At 37.6% G+C, this 20,034-nt stretch carries 12 protein-coding genes; 5 read left to right on the top strand and 7 right to left on the bottom strand.

The window, feature by feature from the left end:
* Positions 1 to 7: 7 nt before the first annotated feature.
* The 3 genes from J2X31_RS07255 to fumC all read right to left on the bottom strand — a co-directional run bounded on the left by J2X31_RS07255 (position 8) and on the right by fumC (position 9,697).
* Complete coding sequence (locus tag J2X31_RS07255) at positions 8 to 4,009, bottom strand: AAA domain-containing protein (protein WP_310025627.1); 4,002 nt, start codon at positions 4,007 to 4,009, stop codon at positions 8 to 10.
* A gap of 261 nt (positions 4,010 to 4,270) precedes the next feature.
* Positions 4,271 to 7,966, bottom strand: a complete 3,696-nt coding sequence (locus tag J2X31_RS07250; RefSeq protein ID WP_310025626.1) for a T9SS-dependent choice-of-anchor J family protein — start codon at positions 7,964 to 7,966, stop codon at positions 4,271 to 4,273.
* A 333-nt stretch (positions 7,967 to 8,299) separates the two neighbouring features.
* Entirely contained in the window at positions 8,300 to 9,697 is a 1,398-nt protein-coding gene (fumC, locus tag J2X31_RS07245; protein WP_310025625.1) for a class II fumarate hydratase, read from the bottom strand.
* A 173-nt stretch (positions 9,698 to 9,870) separates the two neighbouring features.
* Between fumC and J2X31_RS07240 the strand changes: the two genes are divergently transcribed.
* Positions 9,871 to 10,032 (top strand): hypothetical protein, encoded by a 162-nt coding sequence (locus tag J2X31_RS07240; RefSeq protein WP_310025624.1) that lies wholly within the window; start codon positions 9,871 to 9,873, stop codon positions 10,030 to 10,032.
* A gap of 46 nt (positions 10,033 to 10,078) precedes the next feature.
* On the opposite strand, the gene J2X31_RS07235 is transcribed toward J2X31_RS07240, so the two are convergent.
* The 3 genes from J2X31_RS07235 to nhaA are packed head-to-tail and all read right to left on the bottom strand — an operon-like array spanning position 10,079 to position 12,974.
* Complete coding sequence (locus J2X31_RS07235; protein WP_310025621.1) at positions 10,079 to 11,344, bottom strand: mechanosensitive ion channel family protein; 1,266 nt, start codon at positions 11,342 to 11,344, stop codon at positions 10,079 to 10,081.
* A gap of 3 nt (positions 11,345 to 11,347) precedes the next feature.
* Positions 11,348 to 11,623 (bottom strand): DUF3817 domain-containing protein, encoded by a 276-nt coding sequence (locus tag J2X31_RS07230; RefSeq protein ID WP_310025620.1) that lies wholly within the window; start codon positions 11,621 to 11,623, stop codon positions 11,348 to 11,350.
* On the bottom strand, positions 11,616 to 12,974 hold the full coding sequence (nhaA, locus tag J2X31_RS07225; RefSeq protein ID WP_310025617.1) for a Na+/H+ antiporter NhaA: 1,359 nt from the start codon (positions 12,972 to 12,974) through the stop codon (positions 11,616 to 11,618). The genes J2X31_RS07230 and nhaA overlap by 8 nt, the downstream gene beginning before the upstream one ends.
* Before the next feature lie 87 nt (positions 12,975 to 13,061).
* Between nhaA and J2X31_RS07220 the strand changes: the two genes are divergently transcribed.
* From J2X31_RS07220 to J2X31_RS07205, 4 genes are all read left to right on the top strand, one after another.
* Positions 13,062 to 13,574, top strand: a complete 513-nt coding sequence (locus tag J2X31_RS07220; RefSeq protein WP_310025614.1) for a DUF6155 family protein — start codon at positions 13,062 to 13,064, stop codon at positions 13,572 to 13,574.
* A gap of 75 nt (positions 13,575 to 13,649) precedes the next feature.
* A complete protein-coding gene (locus tag J2X31_RS07215; protein WP_310025613.1) occupies positions 13,650 to 15,185 on the top strand; it encodes a DEAD/DEAH box helicase in 1,536 nt (511 codons plus the stop codon).
* A gap of 342 nt (positions 15,186 to 15,527) precedes the next feature.
* Complete coding sequence (dnaK, locus tag J2X31_RS07210; RefSeq protein ID WP_310025612.1) at positions 15,528 to 17,414, top strand: molecular chaperone DnaK; 1,887 nt, start codon at positions 15,528 to 15,530, stop codon at positions 17,412 to 17,414.
* A gap of 177 nt (positions 17,415 to 17,591) precedes the next feature.
* The gene (locus J2X31_RS07205) at positions 17,592 to 19,085 is read left to right on the top strand and encodes an aminotransferase class V-fold PLP-dependent enzyme (RefSeq protein ID WP_310025609.1); all 1,494 of its coding nucleotides are present in this window, start codon (positions 17,592 to 17,594) and stop codon (positions 19,083 to 19,085) included.
* Here the strand turns inward: J2X31_RS07205 and J2X31_RS07200 are convergent.
* Positions 19,066 to 19,959 (bottom strand): lysophospholipid acyltransferase family protein, encoded by an 894-nt coding sequence (locus J2X31_RS07200; RefSeq protein WP_310025608.1) that lies wholly within the window; start codon positions 19,957 to 19,959, stop codon positions 19,066 to 19,068. The two genes, J2X31_RS07205 and J2X31_RS07200, sit on opposite strands and share 20 nt — an antisense overlap.
* Positions 19,960 to 20,034: the final 75 nt, after the last annotated feature.

Here is a 20,034-nt window from a genome sequence, read left to right as displayed (position 1 = left end):
ACAATCACTATCCCACCAATTTATCCTCCCATTTCCGTAATTCACGTTCCGTATTCTGCCACCAGTTTTGACTCCAAATCCGGGCATATTCAAAACCGGCATTTTTCAGTATTTTTTCCTTGTGTAAATCTTCCAGATAGGCCAAATCGCCCTTGTATTCTTCCTTGCTCAAACACTCAAAAGCAATGGATTTTGAATTAGGCATCTCCAACATTATATCAATCGCATAACCTCCAAAAGGATGGTTCAACTTGAAAGTATGTTGCGGAAAGCGTTCCTGCAAAGTTTTGAAAATCTGTTCTTTAAATTGTTTTTTCGATGATGATTCCTCTTTTTCGGCAACATGGCTAAAACGGATGAGGTCTTTCAATATTTCTTTTCTTTTGGCTTCATTCTCTTCACTAACGGCTTTGCAATAACTCAAATAGGCATAAAAAACAGCCCTACGGTTGTTGGCTCCTTCTTTTTCCAAAGCCTCACGGTAATTGCTGTAATATTCTGGTGGAATTGAGGTGCAAATCACAATTTTTTCTTTTGCACGAGTGATGATTACATTCAATAATTTATACCCCTTTGAATGATTGATAGGGCCAAAGCCTTGAATGAATTTGCCGTCTTTTTTCTTGCCATAAGTGGTAGAGATGAGGATAATATCGCGTTCGTCTCCTTGAATGTTTTCTAGGTTTTTGATGAACAATCCGGCTTCTTCCAAAGCGATTATTTTTTCACTGAAAGCAGTTTCAGCTGGATCATTTTGCTTTTGAATGATTTTTCTTTTGATGAAATTTCGCTGTGTGATATTGAAAGTAGCAATTCCAACCGAAGGATATTTTCCGTTTGCCAGAGGTTCTATTTCTCCTAGAATTTCAATAATCTTTTCGGCTTCGGCTTCATTGATGTGTTCGTTAAAAATCCCGTTAACCTCAATAAATTCAATAGGTTTTGATTGGTTTTTTGCAGGAAGCGGTTTCAATCGTGAACCATAAAACGCATGGTTCGAAAAATCAATCAAATACGGATGCTTCGAACGGTAGTGAAAATCAAGATAATTCTTTTCGAACTTGAATTCCATGGCAAAATCCAAAAGCGATTCAATAGAAAGCATCGAATTCTTCTGGTTGATTTTTTCGTTCTCGTCCTCAATTTCTTCTTCATCCTCAAACGTCCCGTCAAAGACTTTGCTGAAATAATTCGAAGGAGGCATCTGGTGTTCGTCACCGGCAATGATGATGTTTTTCCCCTTGAGCATTGCAGGCAAATTATCTTCTAGTTTCAGTTGGCTGGCTTCGTCGAAAACCACGTTGTCAAAATAGAAATTTTTGCCTTGGAATAAATTCGAACAAGCATCTGGAGTGGTCAACAAGATAGGGAAGAAGGACGTGAAGAGATCGGTGTCCTTATTGGCAATTTGCCTTAAAGTTAGTCGATTAAACTTGGTGCTTTTTCTCTTGTTGTATAAATTGGCAACGGAAATATCTGGATTTAATTTTTCGAAATTTTGTGCAGAAAGCAATTGATTGTTGTTCCAATAGCTTTCGATATAGCTTTTTTGTGTTGATTCAAAATGCTTGATTTTTGTTGAAAAATTGCGGTAATTTTCCTCGTTCATTGTTAGGTTATTGTCGGACTTTTTGAGCAATAACAACGAATAGTAGGCAAATAGAAAAGTATTTTTCCAATTGGAAATAGGATAGAACAATGTTACAAACTCTTGATTTTTTTGTGAAAGTGAATTAAAAAATAAAAACCAATCATAACTCCTTGCAAAGGCTTCTGGATTCATGTTTTGAAAACCAAAAATTAAAGCATCTGCTTCTTGGATGATTTCCTGAAACGAATTTCCACTGACGATTTTTAGTGTCCAATGGTCTTGATTGATTAGTGTTTTCAAGTTGTTCGTTTTTTCTTGAATTAACTTTAAATCAATGGTTTGATAATTGGTTTCAAAGAAATGCATTAGGTCCAGTTGCTCGAAATCATTTTCAATTTTATTGGTAAAATCGGTTTTGGCCAATTGAATTTTCGAAGTATAACTTTCGCAGTTTTTTACGTTTTGCCACATATCCGAAGTAAGGCTGATTTCGGGGAAATTAGTGTGCAACGAAATACTTTTTATTGCCGATATGTTGCTACGAAGCTTTTGCTGTGTTTGTAAAATTTCTTTTTTGGAAGAAGAAAATAAGGAAAGGAATTTATAGAAAAAACCTCCTGTCTTGTCCAAATTGAAAACATCTGAACTTTCAGATAGAGTAGCAGTACTGACAATATTTTCGTTGATGAGCTTTTCTAAAGTGGCTAGTTGAGAAGCAAACTCTTCTTTGCGTTTTTCAAAATAGAACGAACGGAATTGCATCCTTAAAGCATCTATTTCAGTTCTTGATTTGTGGTATTGATCAAAAGAATTTTTGAGGTGCTGTTCGGTTTCAAAGCGATTGTTGACACTGATTTTGTCAGGATTAAAAAAGGCATCTTCCCTGAAAGGTTTATATTTTTCGAAAAGAGGTTGTCCTTCTTCAATAATTTTCAGCCATTCGTCTATTTCAGAACTTGTAAATTCTAAAGTAAAACCTTCAAGAAGCAACTCTTCCTTACTTTCCCTTAACGCCAAAAGCTGTCCGATAATTTCCGACCAATCTTGGTCCTTGATGACTTTTTCGTTGAGTTTGTGATGCACTTGATTGATGCTTTTTTTGTTGAGGTAGATGCCTTCCAAAAGTTCCTTGACCACACTTTCCGGATAAACTTCCTTGTGTTGCTTGAACGTTGGAGCATCAATCTTGGTACGAACACGATCCACAACAAAACGGCGGTCGGAAACGCTGTCTTTTATCATCGTGCAAAAATCGCCCAAACCTTTCTGTTGAAGGGCATTTTGCAAAACTTCAAGAGCGGTTTGCTTTTCGCAAACAACAATTGTTTTCTGACGGTTTTCTAGAGCATTTATTAGCAAAGCAGTAAGCGTTTGGCTCTTTCCTGTTCCCGGAGGTCCTTGAACGACAATTTTAGAATGGGTTTTCAGGGTTTCTAAAATGCCTTGTTGGGAAGGATCGGTTTCGATGGAAGTGATGGATTGAAACAAGCCGTCTTGCACTTTTTCTTCGAAAGAATAAGAAGCAATCAGTTCGTCATAATCGTTGATGATATTTTGTTTTTGCACTTCAAAAAGGGAGAAGATGCCACTTTTTTCGATTAATGTATTGCCTTTTTTAGTTAATAATTTTTCATAGCTTGCCTTCGTTTTTATGGACGGAATTGGAGCATAATTATCTAAAATGAAATCTAGATTTTGACTAGTTTGAAGTTGTTCCAATATGTTTTTGCAGATGGATAAAAGTTCTGGCTTGTCGATTTTTCCATCATCTAACATTTCTGTAGCAATTGCATTTAGAAATACTCCCGAATCACTTTGCAAATGATTCACCAACACTTCATTCAAATAGATAGGATCATCTTCCGTCCGGCTAATTTCCCAAGTGTTCATTGCTGAAGTTGCCTTGATTTTAACGGTCCAGATTAGAATTGGCGAAGCCGAAATCTGATTGTCGTTTGCATCTCTTCTGATCAATAATGGAAACCCAAAACCAAGTGTGTTCATTCCTTTTTCGGATTCTACAACTTCGTTCTGGAAGATAAGATTTTCGATATTGGTTGCTATTTTCCGTAGGCTAACTTCGCGTTCTTCATCTGCGGAAGCGGTTTCAACCTTTTCATTTCCTTCAATCTTTGGAAGGATTTCATCATAGTCGTTCAAGTAAATGCTGTCTTTTGCAACAGCTTTTGCTTTTTGTACTTCTTCCTTATGTTGCGTAGAAAAGGTGAAATTGACATTACTCATTGTCAGCAAATCGAGGACAAAAAGTTCAGGAAGGCTTTTCTTGATTGCCGATAGCCTTGAAAGATCAAACTTATATCTTGAGTTGCCTGGAATGGCGTTTAAGTGAACTCCCCTGCGATTTCCAACTTTTAGTTTGCTTTGCAGGGATTCGAATACATCTGGCGAAAATTTCATAAATAATCCGTTCTAGTGTTGAAGTAAAAATAGTTAAATTTTTGAATTACCAAGCAATAGCGGTTCATTATGATATTATATTTTTTTTGATTTAATATAAGATAGGAGAAAAAAAGGTTTAACATTTTATCTTGATGGAAAATAATTTTTTGGGATTAATTCTATTTATTACAGCATTTGTGTTAGAGATTATTAAACCCAAAATAAAAAGGGCTGTATTGAAAAATACAGCCCTTTTTGGAAATCTAAAACTAAAAAAAATTAATCCTTGAGGATTTTAATGGTTTCAACCTGGTCGTTGACCATCACTTTTGCTATATAGCTTCCTGTTGCAAGATTGCTCATGTCAATCTTTGCCTCTTTGACGTTCAGGCTTGTTTCCTGCACTTTTTGCCCCAGAATATTGAAGATGCTAACCGAAGTAATTTCCTCTGTGTTGCTAATGGTTAGGATGTCTTTTACTGGATTAGGATAGAAGGACAAGTGATTTATGCTGTTTCCTGGCATACCAAGTGGAGCACTCACAGTTATATTATCCAAGAAAAGGTTACCCTGTTCTGGAGCGGAATAAGCTAGGAATCCAATATAGTAAGCACCGGTTTGTTCTGGCGTGAATGCTATTTCATTTACCATCGGTGTTCCTGTGTTAATCTCTGAATGATCGGCAAGTTCAATGGTCATACTGCTAGCGGTTGGCTGATCACCATACATAACTTGCATGCTTTCGGTATAGTTATCGCTGCTGTTGTTTCCGTATTTATAGGAAAGTGTATATTCAACTCCAGCTGTTAGTTCAAGCCCTTGGGTGAAAAACCAGGCATTTGCTCCAGAAGAACTACTGCTGTATTGAAGTACAAATCCATCAAATCCGTAACCTGAATCTCCATAATTAGTCTGCCAATTGTTTCCGTTGCCAATACGTTGGGTTATAGTACAATCCGGTAGATTAGGAGTGGATATGGATTGGAAGTCCTGTGAATAAGGCAAGGTTGTAGGCAAACATTTTGTTTTGAATGTAATAGGTCCTATCCAGGCTCCGTTTCCATCAGGTTCTCCACAAACCGAGCGTACCCAAACACTTGTAAAAGCATTGTCTGGCAAACCTTGAACTACGAAACTGTTCTGCGTCAAGATTTCGCTTGGAACCAACGTTGTTGGATCTGTAACGCTGCTTGGACCGTAGGCTACCTGCCAATTGTTTTCGTTCCCTCCGGCAGTCCAGCTGATGTGTGCTAATTCTGCCTCAATGTCATTCACTTGGATGCTTGTCACATCTGGACAAGCAGGAAGGATTTCCCATCTAACATTATCGATGAAGGTGGAGTTCAAGTTTCCCGCTACATTTCTGAAGGCGATATAGTTGTCGGTTCCTGAATAGGTTGTAAAGTCGATTATATATTCATTGTAGCCACTTCCAAGCGTAATTGGTTGGAAAAGAGTATAGGTTGCCTGACTTGTAGTTCCATTCACTGTTCCTATTTGTAAAGGTGTTTCTGGATTATAGGAAAGTGCAAAAAATTTAAGTCGGTGGGTTCCACTAGCTAAATTACCCAAATACGGGGAAACCAACATTATGAGATCGGTAGGGGCGGAGCTGTTGGCATGCAATTCAACTGCATTGCTTCCAAAAGCGGCATCGTTTGAAACGGTTCTTACAGCAGCATATTGTCCAAGTGTTGGACCTCCCAATATAGAAGACCAGCATTCTGGTAGGCTACCAACCACAGCTGTTTCAAATCCTTCGTTAAAAGTGCTTACAGGAAGACAAGGTGTCTTGAACGGAATTGGGCCAATCCATGCACCGTTTCCTCCTGTACCACCACAAACAGATCTTACCCATAGCTTATAGCTTGTATTTTCGGTAAGATTTGAAAGCGTAGTTTGAGAATCTGTTGTTGGTGCTGGTGTTATTGGTGTAAGTGTATTTGGGTCTGTTACCTCGGTTGTACCGTAAACAATATCCCAGTTTGTTTCTCCAGCATTTTCCTGCCAGTTTACAAAAGCTGTTGATGGTGTCACGTTTGATACCTGGATATTGGTTACATCTAAACAAGACGGAGTTAATTCCCAACGTACATTATCTATATGGATGGTTATATATTGACCAGAAGCATGCTTGAAACCAACGTAGTTATCTGTACCGCTGTAGCTAGAAAAATCAACTACATATTCGGAATAAGAAGTTGTTATGTTCAATGGCTCAAATGTGTTAAAAGTTGCTCCGGTAGCTGCACTATTTAATGTTCCTACCTGTAATGTTGCCGGTACGTTTGCTTTAGCGTGGAATTTTACACGATGTGTACCTGTAGCGAGCGTGCTTAGATTTGGTGAAACGAGAATAATTTTTGAATTTAAGCCTTCGTCGTTGTTGGATAATGCAACTGCATTATTTCCTGTGGCAGCATCACCATTTTGCACTCTTACTTTACTGTTTAGCACAGAGCCTTCAGCAATTATTGCCGACCAGCATTCAGGAAGTCCCCAGAATGGTGCACTTTCAAACGTTTCATTTAATGTTGCCGTTGCAAGACAAGCAGTCCTGAACGTGATTGGATTGGACCAGGCACCAAGTTCTCCGTCGCAAGAAGAACGCACCCAAGCTCTATAAACCGTATCGGCAAGTAATCCTGTAATTGTTGCTTCTGGCTCAGTTGGAGAAGGAACAATAGGTGTCAATAATGCAGGATTTGTTTCTGTTTGAGAATATACAACATCCCATTCTGTAGCGTTTCCAGCCGACCATCCAATTGTGGCTGTGTTTGGTGTTAATGCAATCGGTTGGGCATTTTGAACATCAGGACAAGAAGGGGCGGGTTCCCATCGGATATCATCTATAAAAACAGGATTATAGCTGTTGGTATTTGCATGACGAAAGGCTATATAAGTGTTCGTACCTTCATATCCTGTAAAGTCAACAATATGTTCGGTGTAGTTTGGTGTAGCATTGATTGTAGCAATTGAAGTGAAGATTGCATCAGCAGTTGTAGAACTTATGGTTCCCACTTGCAGCGTTACGTTGCCATAACCTCTGGTATAAAACTTCACTCTATGTGAAGCAGTACTTACGGTTGACAATTTAGGTGAAATTAAGTAGATGCCTGCTGTAGTAGGAGAATTGCCATTGGTCAATTGCACCGCATTAGGATTAGAATTTGAAAGACTGTTGATGCCAACATTGGCCTCAGAAGCATTCACCATAAGTCCAGTCCAACAGCTAGGTAATTGATTGTTAGTTATACTATCAAAGTTTTCGCTGAATATTTCAATGGGGTTGCATTCGCTGTTGAAGCTGTAAGGACCTCTCCATGGGCTGTATTCATCCTCGCAATCCGCACGAATGTAAAAATCATATTGATGGGCAACTTCAAGATTGCTAACCGAATACGTAGGTTCTTCATTTACAGGCGTTCCTTGTGTATCTGGAGTAGGGGAATCACTTCCTTTTGGAAGAATCATAACTTGCCATGCTGTTTCATCACCCCCTGGAATCCAAGAAAATGTGGCATTGGTTGTGGTAACCCCGCTAATTAAGATTTCACTGGGAAACTGACAAGATAAAGTAACCTTTATATACGCAGCATGGCACAATGGTTCTGCCACTGGAGTACAGCTGCTGTCTTCGGCATAGTGCAAACGAATGGTTGGTAAAGGAATACTGCTCAAAACCAAAGGTGTGGCACCCTGTGCTAAAATATTATTTTGGGTATCTGTAACCGTAACGTATTTGTTTACTTCCTCACCGTTTAATTTAAGGCTAAAGGTATAGGCAAGTCCCTCAATAATATTCGTTATAGTTGAGTAATTGCTCATATAAACACATGAATTGATTTCCTGTGGATCGCCTGTATTAGTTGATGTAACGGCATCAGAAGGATAAGGATCTGTATTGATGCATTGTGCAAACATGAGCGATTTGCTGCCAATAAAAAGCAGCATTAAAAGAATAATTTTTTTCATAAATGTAATTTTGTGGGTTTAATGTAGACCCCAAAAATACGTTTCGAAAACGATTTAGAAATCAGAAAAAGTGTGACATAACACTTTTAAAACAATAAAGTAACAAATGATTTGTATTTATAACACTATTTAAATTGAAGTTTAGCGGTGTTATTTTTAGATATGCCTAAAAATGATATAAAAGAAAAGACAAACATCATTGTAGAATTTAGATGTGAGGCATCTTATTAATAGAATTCTATGAATCCAATAACACAGCATAAAAACCAATGCATTTAAACAAAAAAACCACGAATTTTACATTCGTGGTTTTGTTTATAGAGTAGATTGAAACTATTTCAAGCTTCCAACCATATCTTCAGGTTTTACCCAATCATCAAAATCTTCTGGAGTAACATATCCTAAACGTACTGATTCCTCTTTTAGGGTAGTTCCGTTTTTGTGAGCTGTTTGAGCAATTTCAGCCGCTTTATAATATCCGATTTTTGTATTTAAAGCGGTAACCAACATCAATGAATTATCAACCAATTCTTTGATTCTGGTGTAGTTTGGTTCAATTCCTTGAGCACAATGTTCGTCAAACGAAATACAGGCATCTCCTAACAAACGAGCCGATTGCAAGAAATTAGCAGCCATCAAAGGTTTAAAAACATTCAATTCATAATGTCCTTGTGTTCCACCGATTGTAATGGTCACATCGTTACCCATTACTTGAGCACAAACCATTGTCAAGGCCTCGCATTGTGTAGGATTTACTTTGCCTGGCATAATAGAAGATCCCGGTTCGTTTTCTGGAATCAAGATTTCGCCAATTCCTGAACGTGGCCCAGAAGCCATCATCCTCACATCGTTTGCAATTTTATTCAAAGAAACTGCCAGTTGCTTCAAAGCTCCATGTGTTTCCACAATTGCATCGTGGGCTGCCAAAGCTTCGAATTTGTTTGGAGCGGTAACAAATGGATGTCCTGTGAATTTTGCAATATATTCCGCCACTTTCACGTCATAACCAGCTGGAGTGTTTAATCCTGTTCCAACGGCTGTCCCACCCAAGGCTACTTCTGAAAGGTGATCCAATGTATTTCTCAATGCCTTTAGACCATAGTTCAATTGGGCAACATAGCCTGAAATTTCCTGACCAAGAGTCAATGGAGTAGCATCCATTAAATGTGTTCTTCCAATTTTCACTACGTTTTTGAAGGCTTCAGATTTCGCTTGAAGCGTATCTCTTAATTTTTCAACTCCCGGAATGGTAACTTCTACAACAGCTTTGTAAGCCGCAATGTGCATTCCTGTTGGATAGGTGTCATTTGAAGACTGTGATTTGTTTACGTCATCATTTGCTTTGATGAATTGTTCGCCTTCGCCAATTTTGTGTCCGGCCAAAACTTGAGCTCTGTTGGCTACAACTTCGTTTACATTCATATTGCTCTGTGTTCCAGAACCTGTCTGCCAGATCACCAATGGAAATTCATCGTCTAACTTCCCTGCCAAGATTTCGTCGCAAACTGCTGCAATGGCATCTCTTTTTTCAATTGGCAAAACACCTAGATCGCAGTTGGCATAAGCGGCAGCTTTTTTCAAGTAGGCAAAACCTTCGATGATTTCTTTTGGCATAGAAGCCGACGGACCGATTTTGAAGTTGTTTCTTGAACGTTCTGTTTGGGCTCCCCAGTATTTGTCTGCAGGAACTTTTACTTCACCCATCGTGTCTTTTTCAATTCTGTATTCCATTGTGTATAGGTTTGTTGTTTGTTATTGTAAATATTGATTTTATTAAAATCAGCCCAAAAATAAGGATTATAAGTAGGTTTAAGAAATGATTTATAAATTATTTTGGCTGTTTTTATTGGTCAAAAGCATAATTCCGCTTATCTTTGACGGGTATACAAAAAAATCCGGAAAACATGTTTGAATTTCAACAGTATTTAGGTTTTATCCTCTTTCTAACCGTATTGACCACTGGTTTTTGGTTGATGATCTTTTTGGTAGGTTTCGTTCAATATTGGATTGGCGGTGCTATCATGGAGCTTATCAAAGAAAAGAGAGCTAAAAAAAGAGAACAATAAGTTTATTTTTTGTTCTTAAAAAAAGGAAGCCAATTGGCTTCCTTTTTTATTTTATCTGGTCAAGAAAACTCTTACTTGAAGGCAATTCATAGATTTCCAAATCGAAATAAACTACTGATGCAATGATATGATCGAAGATGTCGGCCATGATGTATTCGTAGTTGATCCAAGTCTTGTCGTTTGAAAAGGCGTAAATTTCTAACGGAACTCCAAATTCGTTCGATTGAAGTTGACGGCACATCATTGTCATTTCTTTATTTAAACCGGGATGTTGCTCTAAATATTGGTTGATGTATTTTCTGAACAAGCCAAAATTGGTAAGGTTTCTTCCATTTACCGAAAGTGTCTTGTCAATATTATGAGCATGATTGTATTTCTTGATTTCTTCTTGTCGCTGATCGATGTACTCGCTCACCAATTGAATCTTTTTGAGCTCTGTAAGCTCGGATTCCTGCAAAAAACGGATGCTGTTTGCTTTTATCAAAACGTGTCTTTTGATCCTTCTTCCATTAGAGGTATACATTCCTCTCCAGTTTTTGAAGGAATCGGAAATCAGGCTGTAGGTGGGTATGGTTGAAGTCGTGTAGTCAAAATTCCTAACTTTTACCGTTGCCAGATTGATTTCAATGACATCGCCATCGGCACCAAATTTCTCCATCGTAATCCAATCGCCAATTCGAACCATATCGTTGACGGAAACTTGGATACTGGCAATAAATCCTAAGATCGTATCACGGAAAATCAATATCACTATGGCAGAAATTGCTCCGAAAGTAGTTAATAATTTGCCCGTAGAGATGTTGAATAAATATAAAATAATGGCTACAACCCCAAAGGTCCACAGTACAATCATAATTACCTGGATGTAGCTGTCAATTGGCTTGTCGCTGTAGCGTGGTTGCTGTTTTAGGTAATCCCGAAGTGCATTGAAAATGGTTCGTATAATCCATAAAACCAATAGAACGATATAAATCCCAATCAATTTTCCGAAAACCCCTTCCCAATAAATAAAGTTCTTGAGGATGATTGGTACGGCTTTATATATGAAAAGCAACGGAATCAAATGGGCAATGTATTTTGCCGTTTTATTGGAAACCAATAAATCGTCAAATTTTGTATTGGTTTTTTTGGCAATTAAAATCATAGCCGTAACCAACGTAAATCTAAATACCAAATAAATGGCATAGGCAAGCAAACAAAGCACAACAATATCAATGCACAAACTAAAATAGGAGGCGAGAGTATCATTAAAATCCCATCCTTTTAGAAGTCTGTACATCCATCCAAAAATGCTTTCCGCTATTTTTTTCATCTATTAAAGATATTTCTTTTCTATGTAAAAGGTTCCAAAAGGAATGAGCGAACCTAGGATAATGATGCTGAATTTTTTCCAATCCCAATCCAATTCAAACTTGAGCATAATAGCCAAAATGATATAGGCAATGAACAAAATTCCATGACCCATACCGATTGGAAACAATAATGATTTATAAAGCTCGATATTATTAGGTTTGATTATAAGCATGTTTGCCAATAGCACTAAAAAGGAAACACCTTCTAATAAAGCAATAATTTTAAAAAATTTAAGCATTTGTATTTGAGTTAATTATGATTTTTGATTTACTGTTTTTGTTTAATATAAAAAAACCGATTAATCCACCAATTGTAGAAGCCATAAAGATTCCTAATTTAGCTTGCAGTTCATATTCAGGATTATTAAAAGCAAGATTGGTAACAAAGAGCGACATTGTAAAACCTATCGAGGCTAGAAGTCCAACGCCAAATAAATGCATGTTGGTTAGCCCTAAAGGCATATTGGCCCATTTCAATTTAATCATAGCTATAGAAACACCAAAAACTCCAATCACTTTTCCAGCAACTAGTCCAAATACAACTCCAAGCGTGACATTACTTGTTGTTTCGGCTAAAATATCATTTGAGAACGTTACTCCTGCATTTGCCAAAGCAAAAATCGGCATCACTATAAAACTCACTAAGTTGTGCATTCCGTGTTCCAAGCGTTGCAAAGGTGTCATGGCATCTTTTGTAGTAACTCTAATATGCTCTAAAATATGCAATTGTTCTTCGGTTAATGTTGGAGTGTTCGTGGTGTCAGCATTTTTAAAACGTTCCAAATACTGCTTGATTTTAGTTATAAAGAATATTTCATCTACTTTAGAATCTGCTGGAATTGTGAAGGCCACCAAAACCGCTGCAATTGTAGCATGAACGCCAGAAAGCAAAAAGGGCAACCAAACTCCAAATATTCCGATTATGGCATAAAAAAGTGTATTTCTAATTCCAAAAGCTTTGCTGAAGAAAAGAAAAGCCACAAACCCAATTCCAGTGAAAAGCATCGGGAAATTGATTTCTGCGGTATAAAAGAAGGCAATAACCAAAACCGCACCTAAATCATCTACAATAGCCAAAGCAGTAAGGAAAACTTTTAAGGAAGTAGGTATTTTGCTTCCCAAAAGGTAAAGAACGCCAAGTGCAAAAGCAATGTCAGTTGCCATCGGGATTCCCCAACCATGTGCTGATTCGGTTCCAGAATTAAAGATGCCATAAATCAAGGCAGGAAAAACCATTCCTCCAACGGCAGCTACAATAGGCAACAGGGCATTTTTTGGATTTGAAAGTTCGCCTCCAATTATTTCCCTTTTGAGTTCCAATCCAACCACAAAGAAGAATACGGCCATCAAACCATCATTCACCCAATGGTGTATGGAATAGTTCAGATAGGTTTCGCCATCAAAAGTAAAACCAATCTTGTGTTCCCAAATGTGGTGGTACCAATCTGAAAGTGACGAATTGGCTAAAATGATGGCGACTATTGCTGAAACAAACAATACAATACCGCCTGTTGTTGATTTTTTGATAAAATTATTAACCGGATTGATAATCCATTTTTCTGCTGGAGTGGTCTTAATTTGGTCGTTCATTCTGTTTTTTTTCTTGTGGGTTACAAAATTAAGTATTATCATTGATTTTAATAGTACAAATGGTGTAATGATTTTTAATAAAATGAAATGAGCAAACGCGATTTAAAAAAATATCTGGCTTCTCTGGACAAGCAGCAAATGGAGGAGCAATTACTGGAATTATACGACAAATTCAGTGATGTAAAGGTTTTTTATGATTTTGTCTTTAATCCCAAAGAAGAAAAACTCATTCAGGAAGCCAAGGTGAAAATCTCCAACGAATATTTTCCCATCAAAAGCAAGCGTCCAAAAACGAGACGTTCGGTTGCACAAAAAATCATCAAGCACTTCTTGGTTTTGGGTGTAGATGCTTTTGCGGTTGCCGATATTATGCTTTATACTATTGAAATTGCCCTAAAATATTCGGCAAAACGGGAAGTGAGGTATGCTTCCTTTTTCAAAAGCTTTCAAAATTCTTATGAACAAGTCGTGCATTATGTAATTGCAAATGGAATAGTAACCGATTACAGAAAACGTATTCTTGATGTTTATAATGAAGTGAACCGTCAGAAATGGGAGAATAGTTATGAATTTGAACACATAAAAGACCAACTCGACTAATTTCCTAAAATTAACTATAAAATAGCCGGATAACTCTTTTTTAGGCGTATTTTTGCAAAAATCCCCAAAAAGATAATGCTTTACAAAGACGCTGAAATAGAAATAGAAGATAGAAAAGAACTGTATGCTTATCAAAAAGGAGACATTGACTCCATCTTTGAAAGGATGGCAAACACGGCTCCAAACTATCATCTGCTCTATCAATTGCCAACAGGTGGCGGAAAGACCGTAATTTTCTCGGAAATCGTTCGTCGCTATCTGGCCGACCATGATAAAAAAGTGGTGGTGCTGACACATCGAATCGAACTTTGCAAGCAAACTTCTAAAATGCTTAAAGGTTTTGGCGTCAAGAACAAAGTAATCAATAGCAAAATCAAAAAACTGCAGGATCAGGAGGAATATTCTTGTTTTGTGGCAATGGTGGAAACCTTAAAAAACCGTCTGAACGATGAATTGCTTGAAATTGAGAACGTTGGACTTGTAATTATCGATGAAGCACATTATAATTCCTTCCGAAAACTGTTTGGTTCCTTCAAAAACTCCTTCATTCTAGGTGTTACGGCAACTCCCTTGAGTTCCAACATCAAAATGCCAATGAATGAAAATTATGATGAACTCATTGTTGGTGATACCATCTCTTCTTTAATCGACAGCGGATTTTTGGCGAAAGCCATTACCTATAGTTATGACGTTGGTTTGACTTCGCTGAAAGTAGGGATCAACGGCGATTATACCGTGAAATCATCTGACGATCTATACTCGAATATGGTCATGCAGGAAAAACTCCTTCATGCCTATACCGAGAAATCGCTTGGAAAAAAGACCCTGATTTTCAACAACGGAATCAACACTTCCTTATATGTTTATGAAACCTTCAAGGAAGCCGGTTACGACATTCGCCATCTCGACAACACCAATAATCCCGAAGAACGTAAGGAAATATTATCATGGTTCAAACATACTCCCGATGCAATCCTAACTTCGGTTGGAATCCTAACAACTGGTTTTGATGAGCCAACTGTAGAGACCATCATCTTGAACCGAGCCACAAAATCCCTGACTTTATATTTCCAAATGATCGGCCGTGGTTCCAGAAAACTCGAAAACAAAGACACTTTTGCAGTTATCGATTTAGGAAACAATGCCGCACGTTTCGGACTTTGGAGTGAGCCTGTCAATTGGCAACACATCTTCAAATCGCCTGAATTCTATCTTGAAAACCTCCGAGCCGATGCCGAAATCGAACTGCATTTCAAATACCAGATGTCGCCCGAATTAAGAGCAAAATTTGCGAACACACCCGTCGTGACTTTCGATGTAGATGAAGAACACAGGATCGCCATTTCCCTCAACCAAAGGTCGAAAGTGGTTTTAGACAAATCCATTGAGCAACACGCCGAAATGTGTGTCTATAATACCGAAACACTCAACGAAGCCCGTTTGCTTTCAAAGGAATTAAACGACGATATCGAGTGCAGAATCAGGCGTTATTCCAACTGTTTGAGCCATTGTAGCAAAAACTACCGCGAATGGCTGGTCGAAGATTACAAGCAAAAACTCACCTTAATGATTGGTAAAAAATACCGCGAAAAAATATTTAACGAAGATTAATTCTTTCAGGAGCAAATCAATAGGCATTTGTTTAAACCATACCTGCCTGTCGGCAGACAGGTTCCCGCCTTCCTTCCTCTCGTCCCAAAAGACGAGATCCCTCCAGTCGGGGCTTGAATAAAAACTTTAGGCTTCTCCCGATCCCGAAGCTTCGGGACGGGATAAACTTTTTGTCAATCCTTGTCATAAAAAAAAGACCGTTCAAAATGTCATCTTGTCATATTTAATAAAGTCAGTCACTTTAAAACTGACAATTTCCTTGGTTTTTTTCTGATGGCACAGTCATTGCTTTTAGACGAGTAAGTTTAAAACAAATAAAAAACTAAAATTAAATATAATAAAATGGGTAAAATAATTGGAATCGATTTAGGAACAACAAACTCTTGCGTTTCTGTAATGGAAGGTAACGAGGCAGTGGTAATCCCTAACTCGGAAGGAAAAAGAACAACGCCATCTATCATCGCTTTTGTAGAAGGTGGAGAAATTAAAGTAGGAGATCCTGCTAAGAGACAGGCGGTAACCAATCCTACAAAAACTATTGCTTCTATCAAACGTTTTATGGGACATAGCTTCTCTGAAACTACTGCCGAAGCAAAAAGAGTACCTTATAATGTAGTAAAAGGAGACAACAATACACCACGTGTTGATATTGACGGTCGTTTATATACTGCACAAGAATTGTCAGCAATGACACTTCAAAAAATGAAAAAAACAGCTGAAGACTATTTAGGTCAAACAGTTACTGAAGCAGTTATCACTGTTCCGGCTTACTTTAACGATGCTCAACGTCAGGCTACAAAAGAGGCTGGTGAAATTGCTGGTTTGAAAGTAATGCGTATCATCAACGAACCAACAGCTGCAGCTTTGGCTTACGGTTTGGATAAAAAAGGAACTGATCAAAAAATCGCAGTTTACGATTTAGGTGGTGGTACTTTTGATATCTCAATCCTTGAATTAGGAGACGGAGTTTTCGAAGTATTGTCTACAAATGGAGATACTCACTTGGGTGGAGATGATTTTGACCAAACCATCATTGACTGGTTGGCAGACGAATTCAAATCTGAAGAAGGTATCGATTTGCGTCTTGACCCAATGTCATTGCAACGTTTGAAAGAAGCTGCTGAAAAAGCAAAAATCGAGTTATCATCTTCTGCTGAAACAGAAATCAACTTGCCTTACGTAACCGCTACGGCTTCAGGACCAAAACACTTGGTTAAAAAATTGTCACGTTCTAAATTTGAGCAATTGACAGATTCTTTAGTAAAACGTTCTATGGAACCAGTTGCTAAAGCATTGAAAGATGCAGGTCTTTCTACATCTGATATCGATGAAGTTATCCTTGTTGGAGGTTCTACAAGAATGCCAAGAATTGCTGACGAAGTAGAAAAATTCTTCGGTAAGAAAGCTTCAAAAGGAGTAAACCCTGACGAAGTTGTAGCAATTGGTGCTGCAATCCAAGGTGGTGTACTTTCTGGAGATGTAAAAGATGTATTGTTATTAGACGTTACACCTTTATCTTTAGGAATCGAAACTATGGGTGGTGTTTTGACCAAATTAATTGAGGCCAACACAACAATCCCAACTAAAAAATCGCAAGTATTTTCTACTGCTGCAGATTCTCAACCAACAGTTGAAATCCACGTTTTGCAAGGAGAAAGAGCAATGGCGGTTGATAACAAAACAATCGGTCGTTTCCACTTGGATGGTATTCCACCAGCACCAAGAGGAGTTCCACAAATTGAAGTAACTTTTGATATTGATGCCAATGGTATCATCAAAGTTTCTGCAACTGACAAAGGAACTGGAAAATCGCACGATATCCGTATCGAAGCTTCTTCTGGTTTAACAGCTGAAGAAATCGAAAGAATGAAAAAAGATGCAGAAGCTAATGCTGATGCAGATAAATTGGCAAGAGAAAAAGCAGAGAAATTAAACGAAGCTGATTCTATGATTTTCCAAACAGAAAGTCAATTGAAAGAACTTGGTGATAAATTATCTGATGCTAACAAAACATCAATTGAATATTCTTTGACTGAATTGAGATTGGCTCATGAAAACCAGGATATTCCTGCAATTCAAAAAGCACTTGACAACATCAATGCAGCTTGGAAAACAGCAACTGAAGCAATGTATGCTCAAGGTGAAGCTGGACAACAACAAGACGCTCAACCACAAGGTGAAGCTCAAGGAGACAACGTTCAAGACGTTGACTACGAAGAAGTGAAATAATTGAGCAATCAATTTTGAATAGTAAAAACCGGATTGGAAACAGTCCGGTTTTTTCGTTTTTATCAAAGAAACTATCCTTTTTGTGAATTACAAAATGATATGTTCAGTATTGAAACCGCTTTATTATTTTTTTAATAAAATAATTATACCTTTGAAGCTCATTAAAGTTTTTCAAAGATGATTTCTACAGCAAGCAAACCAAAACCCGAACTGGAACTCTATTTTCAAAAATTCAGAGAGAATATCATTGGCATCCACCAAGAATTTCATTCGCCTTTCGGCAGAAAAAAAATCATCTATACGGATTGGACGGCTAGCGGAAGACTCTATCGTCCGATTGAGGAAAAATTAATGAACCAATTTGGTCCGTTCGTGGCAAATACACATACAGAAACTACAGTTTCGGGAACGGCAATGACGATGGCCTATCATGAAGCAAGACACATCATCAAAAAACACGTCCATAGCAATCAGGACGATGTTTTGATTACTGATGGTAGCGGAATGACAGGAGTTATCAATAAATTCCAGAGAATTCTAGGTTTGAAAGTACCTGAAAATTTAAAGCCCCACGTAAATATTCCATCAGAAAAACGTCCTGTAGTTTTTATTACCCATATGGAGCATCATTCCAACCAAACTTCTTGGCTCGAAACCATTGCCGATGTTGTAGTGGTTCCTGCTTGTGAAAAAGGACTTTTGTGTTTGAATAATTTCAAAGATTTAGTCGAAAAATACAAAGACCGACCAATAAAGATTGCCTCTATAACTTCTTGTTCGAATGTTACGGGAATAAAGACACCTTATCACGAAGTGGCTAAACTAATGCACCAAAATGATGGCGTTTGCTTTGTAGATTTTGCGTGTTCTGGACCTTATGTAAAAATCGATATGCATCCTGAAGATCCGGAAAGTTATTTGGATGCTATTTTCCTTTCTCCACATAAATTTCTCGGAGGTCCAGGGACTTCTGGCGTGTTGATTTTCAATAAGAAATTATACAACAATATGATTCCCGATAATCCAGGAGGCGGAACAGTGAGTTGGACCAATCCTTGGGGCGAACATAAATATGTAGATAATATTGAAGATAGAGAAGATGGTGGAACGCCAGGTTTCTTGCAAGTCATCAAAACAGCTCTCGCCATTCAGTTGAAGGAAGAAATGGGAATCGACAATATTTTGGCACGAGAAAATGAAATTGTAGAATATGTTTTTGAAGAATTAGGAAACGTTTCCAACATTAAAATCTTGGCCAATCAGCATAAAAATAGGCTAGGAGTGATTTCGTTTTATATTGATGATTTGCACTTTAATTTAGGGGTGAAATTATTAAACGACCGTTTCGGAATCCAAACCCGTGGCGGTTGCAGTTGTGCTGGAACGTATGGTCATTATTTGCTTCATGTTGACCAAGAAACTTCTCATAATTTAATCTGCCAAATTGATTCGGGAGATTTAATCCAAAAACCCGGATGGATTCGAATGTCCATTCATCCAACGACAACAAATGAAGAAATTGAGTTTGTTTGCAACAGCATAAAGGCTTTGGCAGAAAACCACGAAGATTGGGCTAAAGAGTATGATTACAATAAATCGTCAAACGAATTTGTTCATAAGCAAGCACAATCATTCGAGAAGGAAATGGTGGCTAGCTGGTTTGCTCAGTAGCTTTCTTGCCTACATGTTTCCATCTTTTGTGGGTCCAGAAATAATATTCAGGTTGCTCTAGGATTTGTTTTTCAACTTCTCTTAGGAATTTACTTGTAATTTCATAGTCTGGATATTCCCTGACATTTTCAGCCAAAGGCATGATGGTTGCTTCATAAAAACCTCTTTTAACTTTTCTAACTTTTACAAAAACCATATTCATGTCAAGTTTTTTGGCTAACATTTCTGCACCTGTATAAACAGGCACTTCATATCCCATAAAAGTATCCCAATATCTAGCCCTTTCCAATTGAGGGGATTGGTCGCTTGCAAATCCGTAAAAAGCTTTAATACCATGAGTGGCATTATATTCCATCAGCTCTACTGTCTTTTTGGTTTCAATTAATTCCGCATCCAGCCTTGAACGGATGTCACGAATTAGTTTATCAAAATATTTATTTCCGATTCGCTTATAAATTGCAATACTTCTAAAATTAATTTTTTTAGCAATATTAATTAACCATTCCCAGCTTCCATAGTGAGCACACATCAAAACAACACTCTTGCCTTTTGCTTCATATTCACTCAATAGTTCAATATTGGTAAGAATAAATCTTTTGTTTATTTCCTTATCAGAAATAGTCATCGTTTTAATCATTTCTAAAAACATATCACACATGTGGCTATAGAATTTCTTCTCAACCTCTAATCGTTCCTTATCAGAAAGATGGGGCAAAGTCATGGCCAGATTTTTGCGAACGGTTTTTTTTCGATAACCAAAAACTCGGTAAACGAAAAAGCAAACAAAATCTGAAAGTTTATAGAAAATAGGGAAGGGTAATATTGAAATGCACCATAATATTGGATATATCAATAGAAAGGCAAGTAACTGCATAGAGGAATTTTATTTTTGTGCAAATATACTGCTAATTCTCCAAATTTGATAATTTCTTCAAAACTGTTGAATCTA

The sequence above is a fragment of the Flavobacterium arsenatis genome (genome assembly GCF_031456785.1).
In the GTDB taxonomy this organism is placed as follows: domain Bacteria; phylum Bacteroidota; class Bacteroidia; order Flavobacteriales; family Flavobacteriaceae; genus Flavobacterium; species Flavobacterium arsenatis.
The sequence above is the reverse complement of the archived record's forward strand: the minus strand, read 5'-3'. Positions and strand labels throughout refer to the sequence as shown.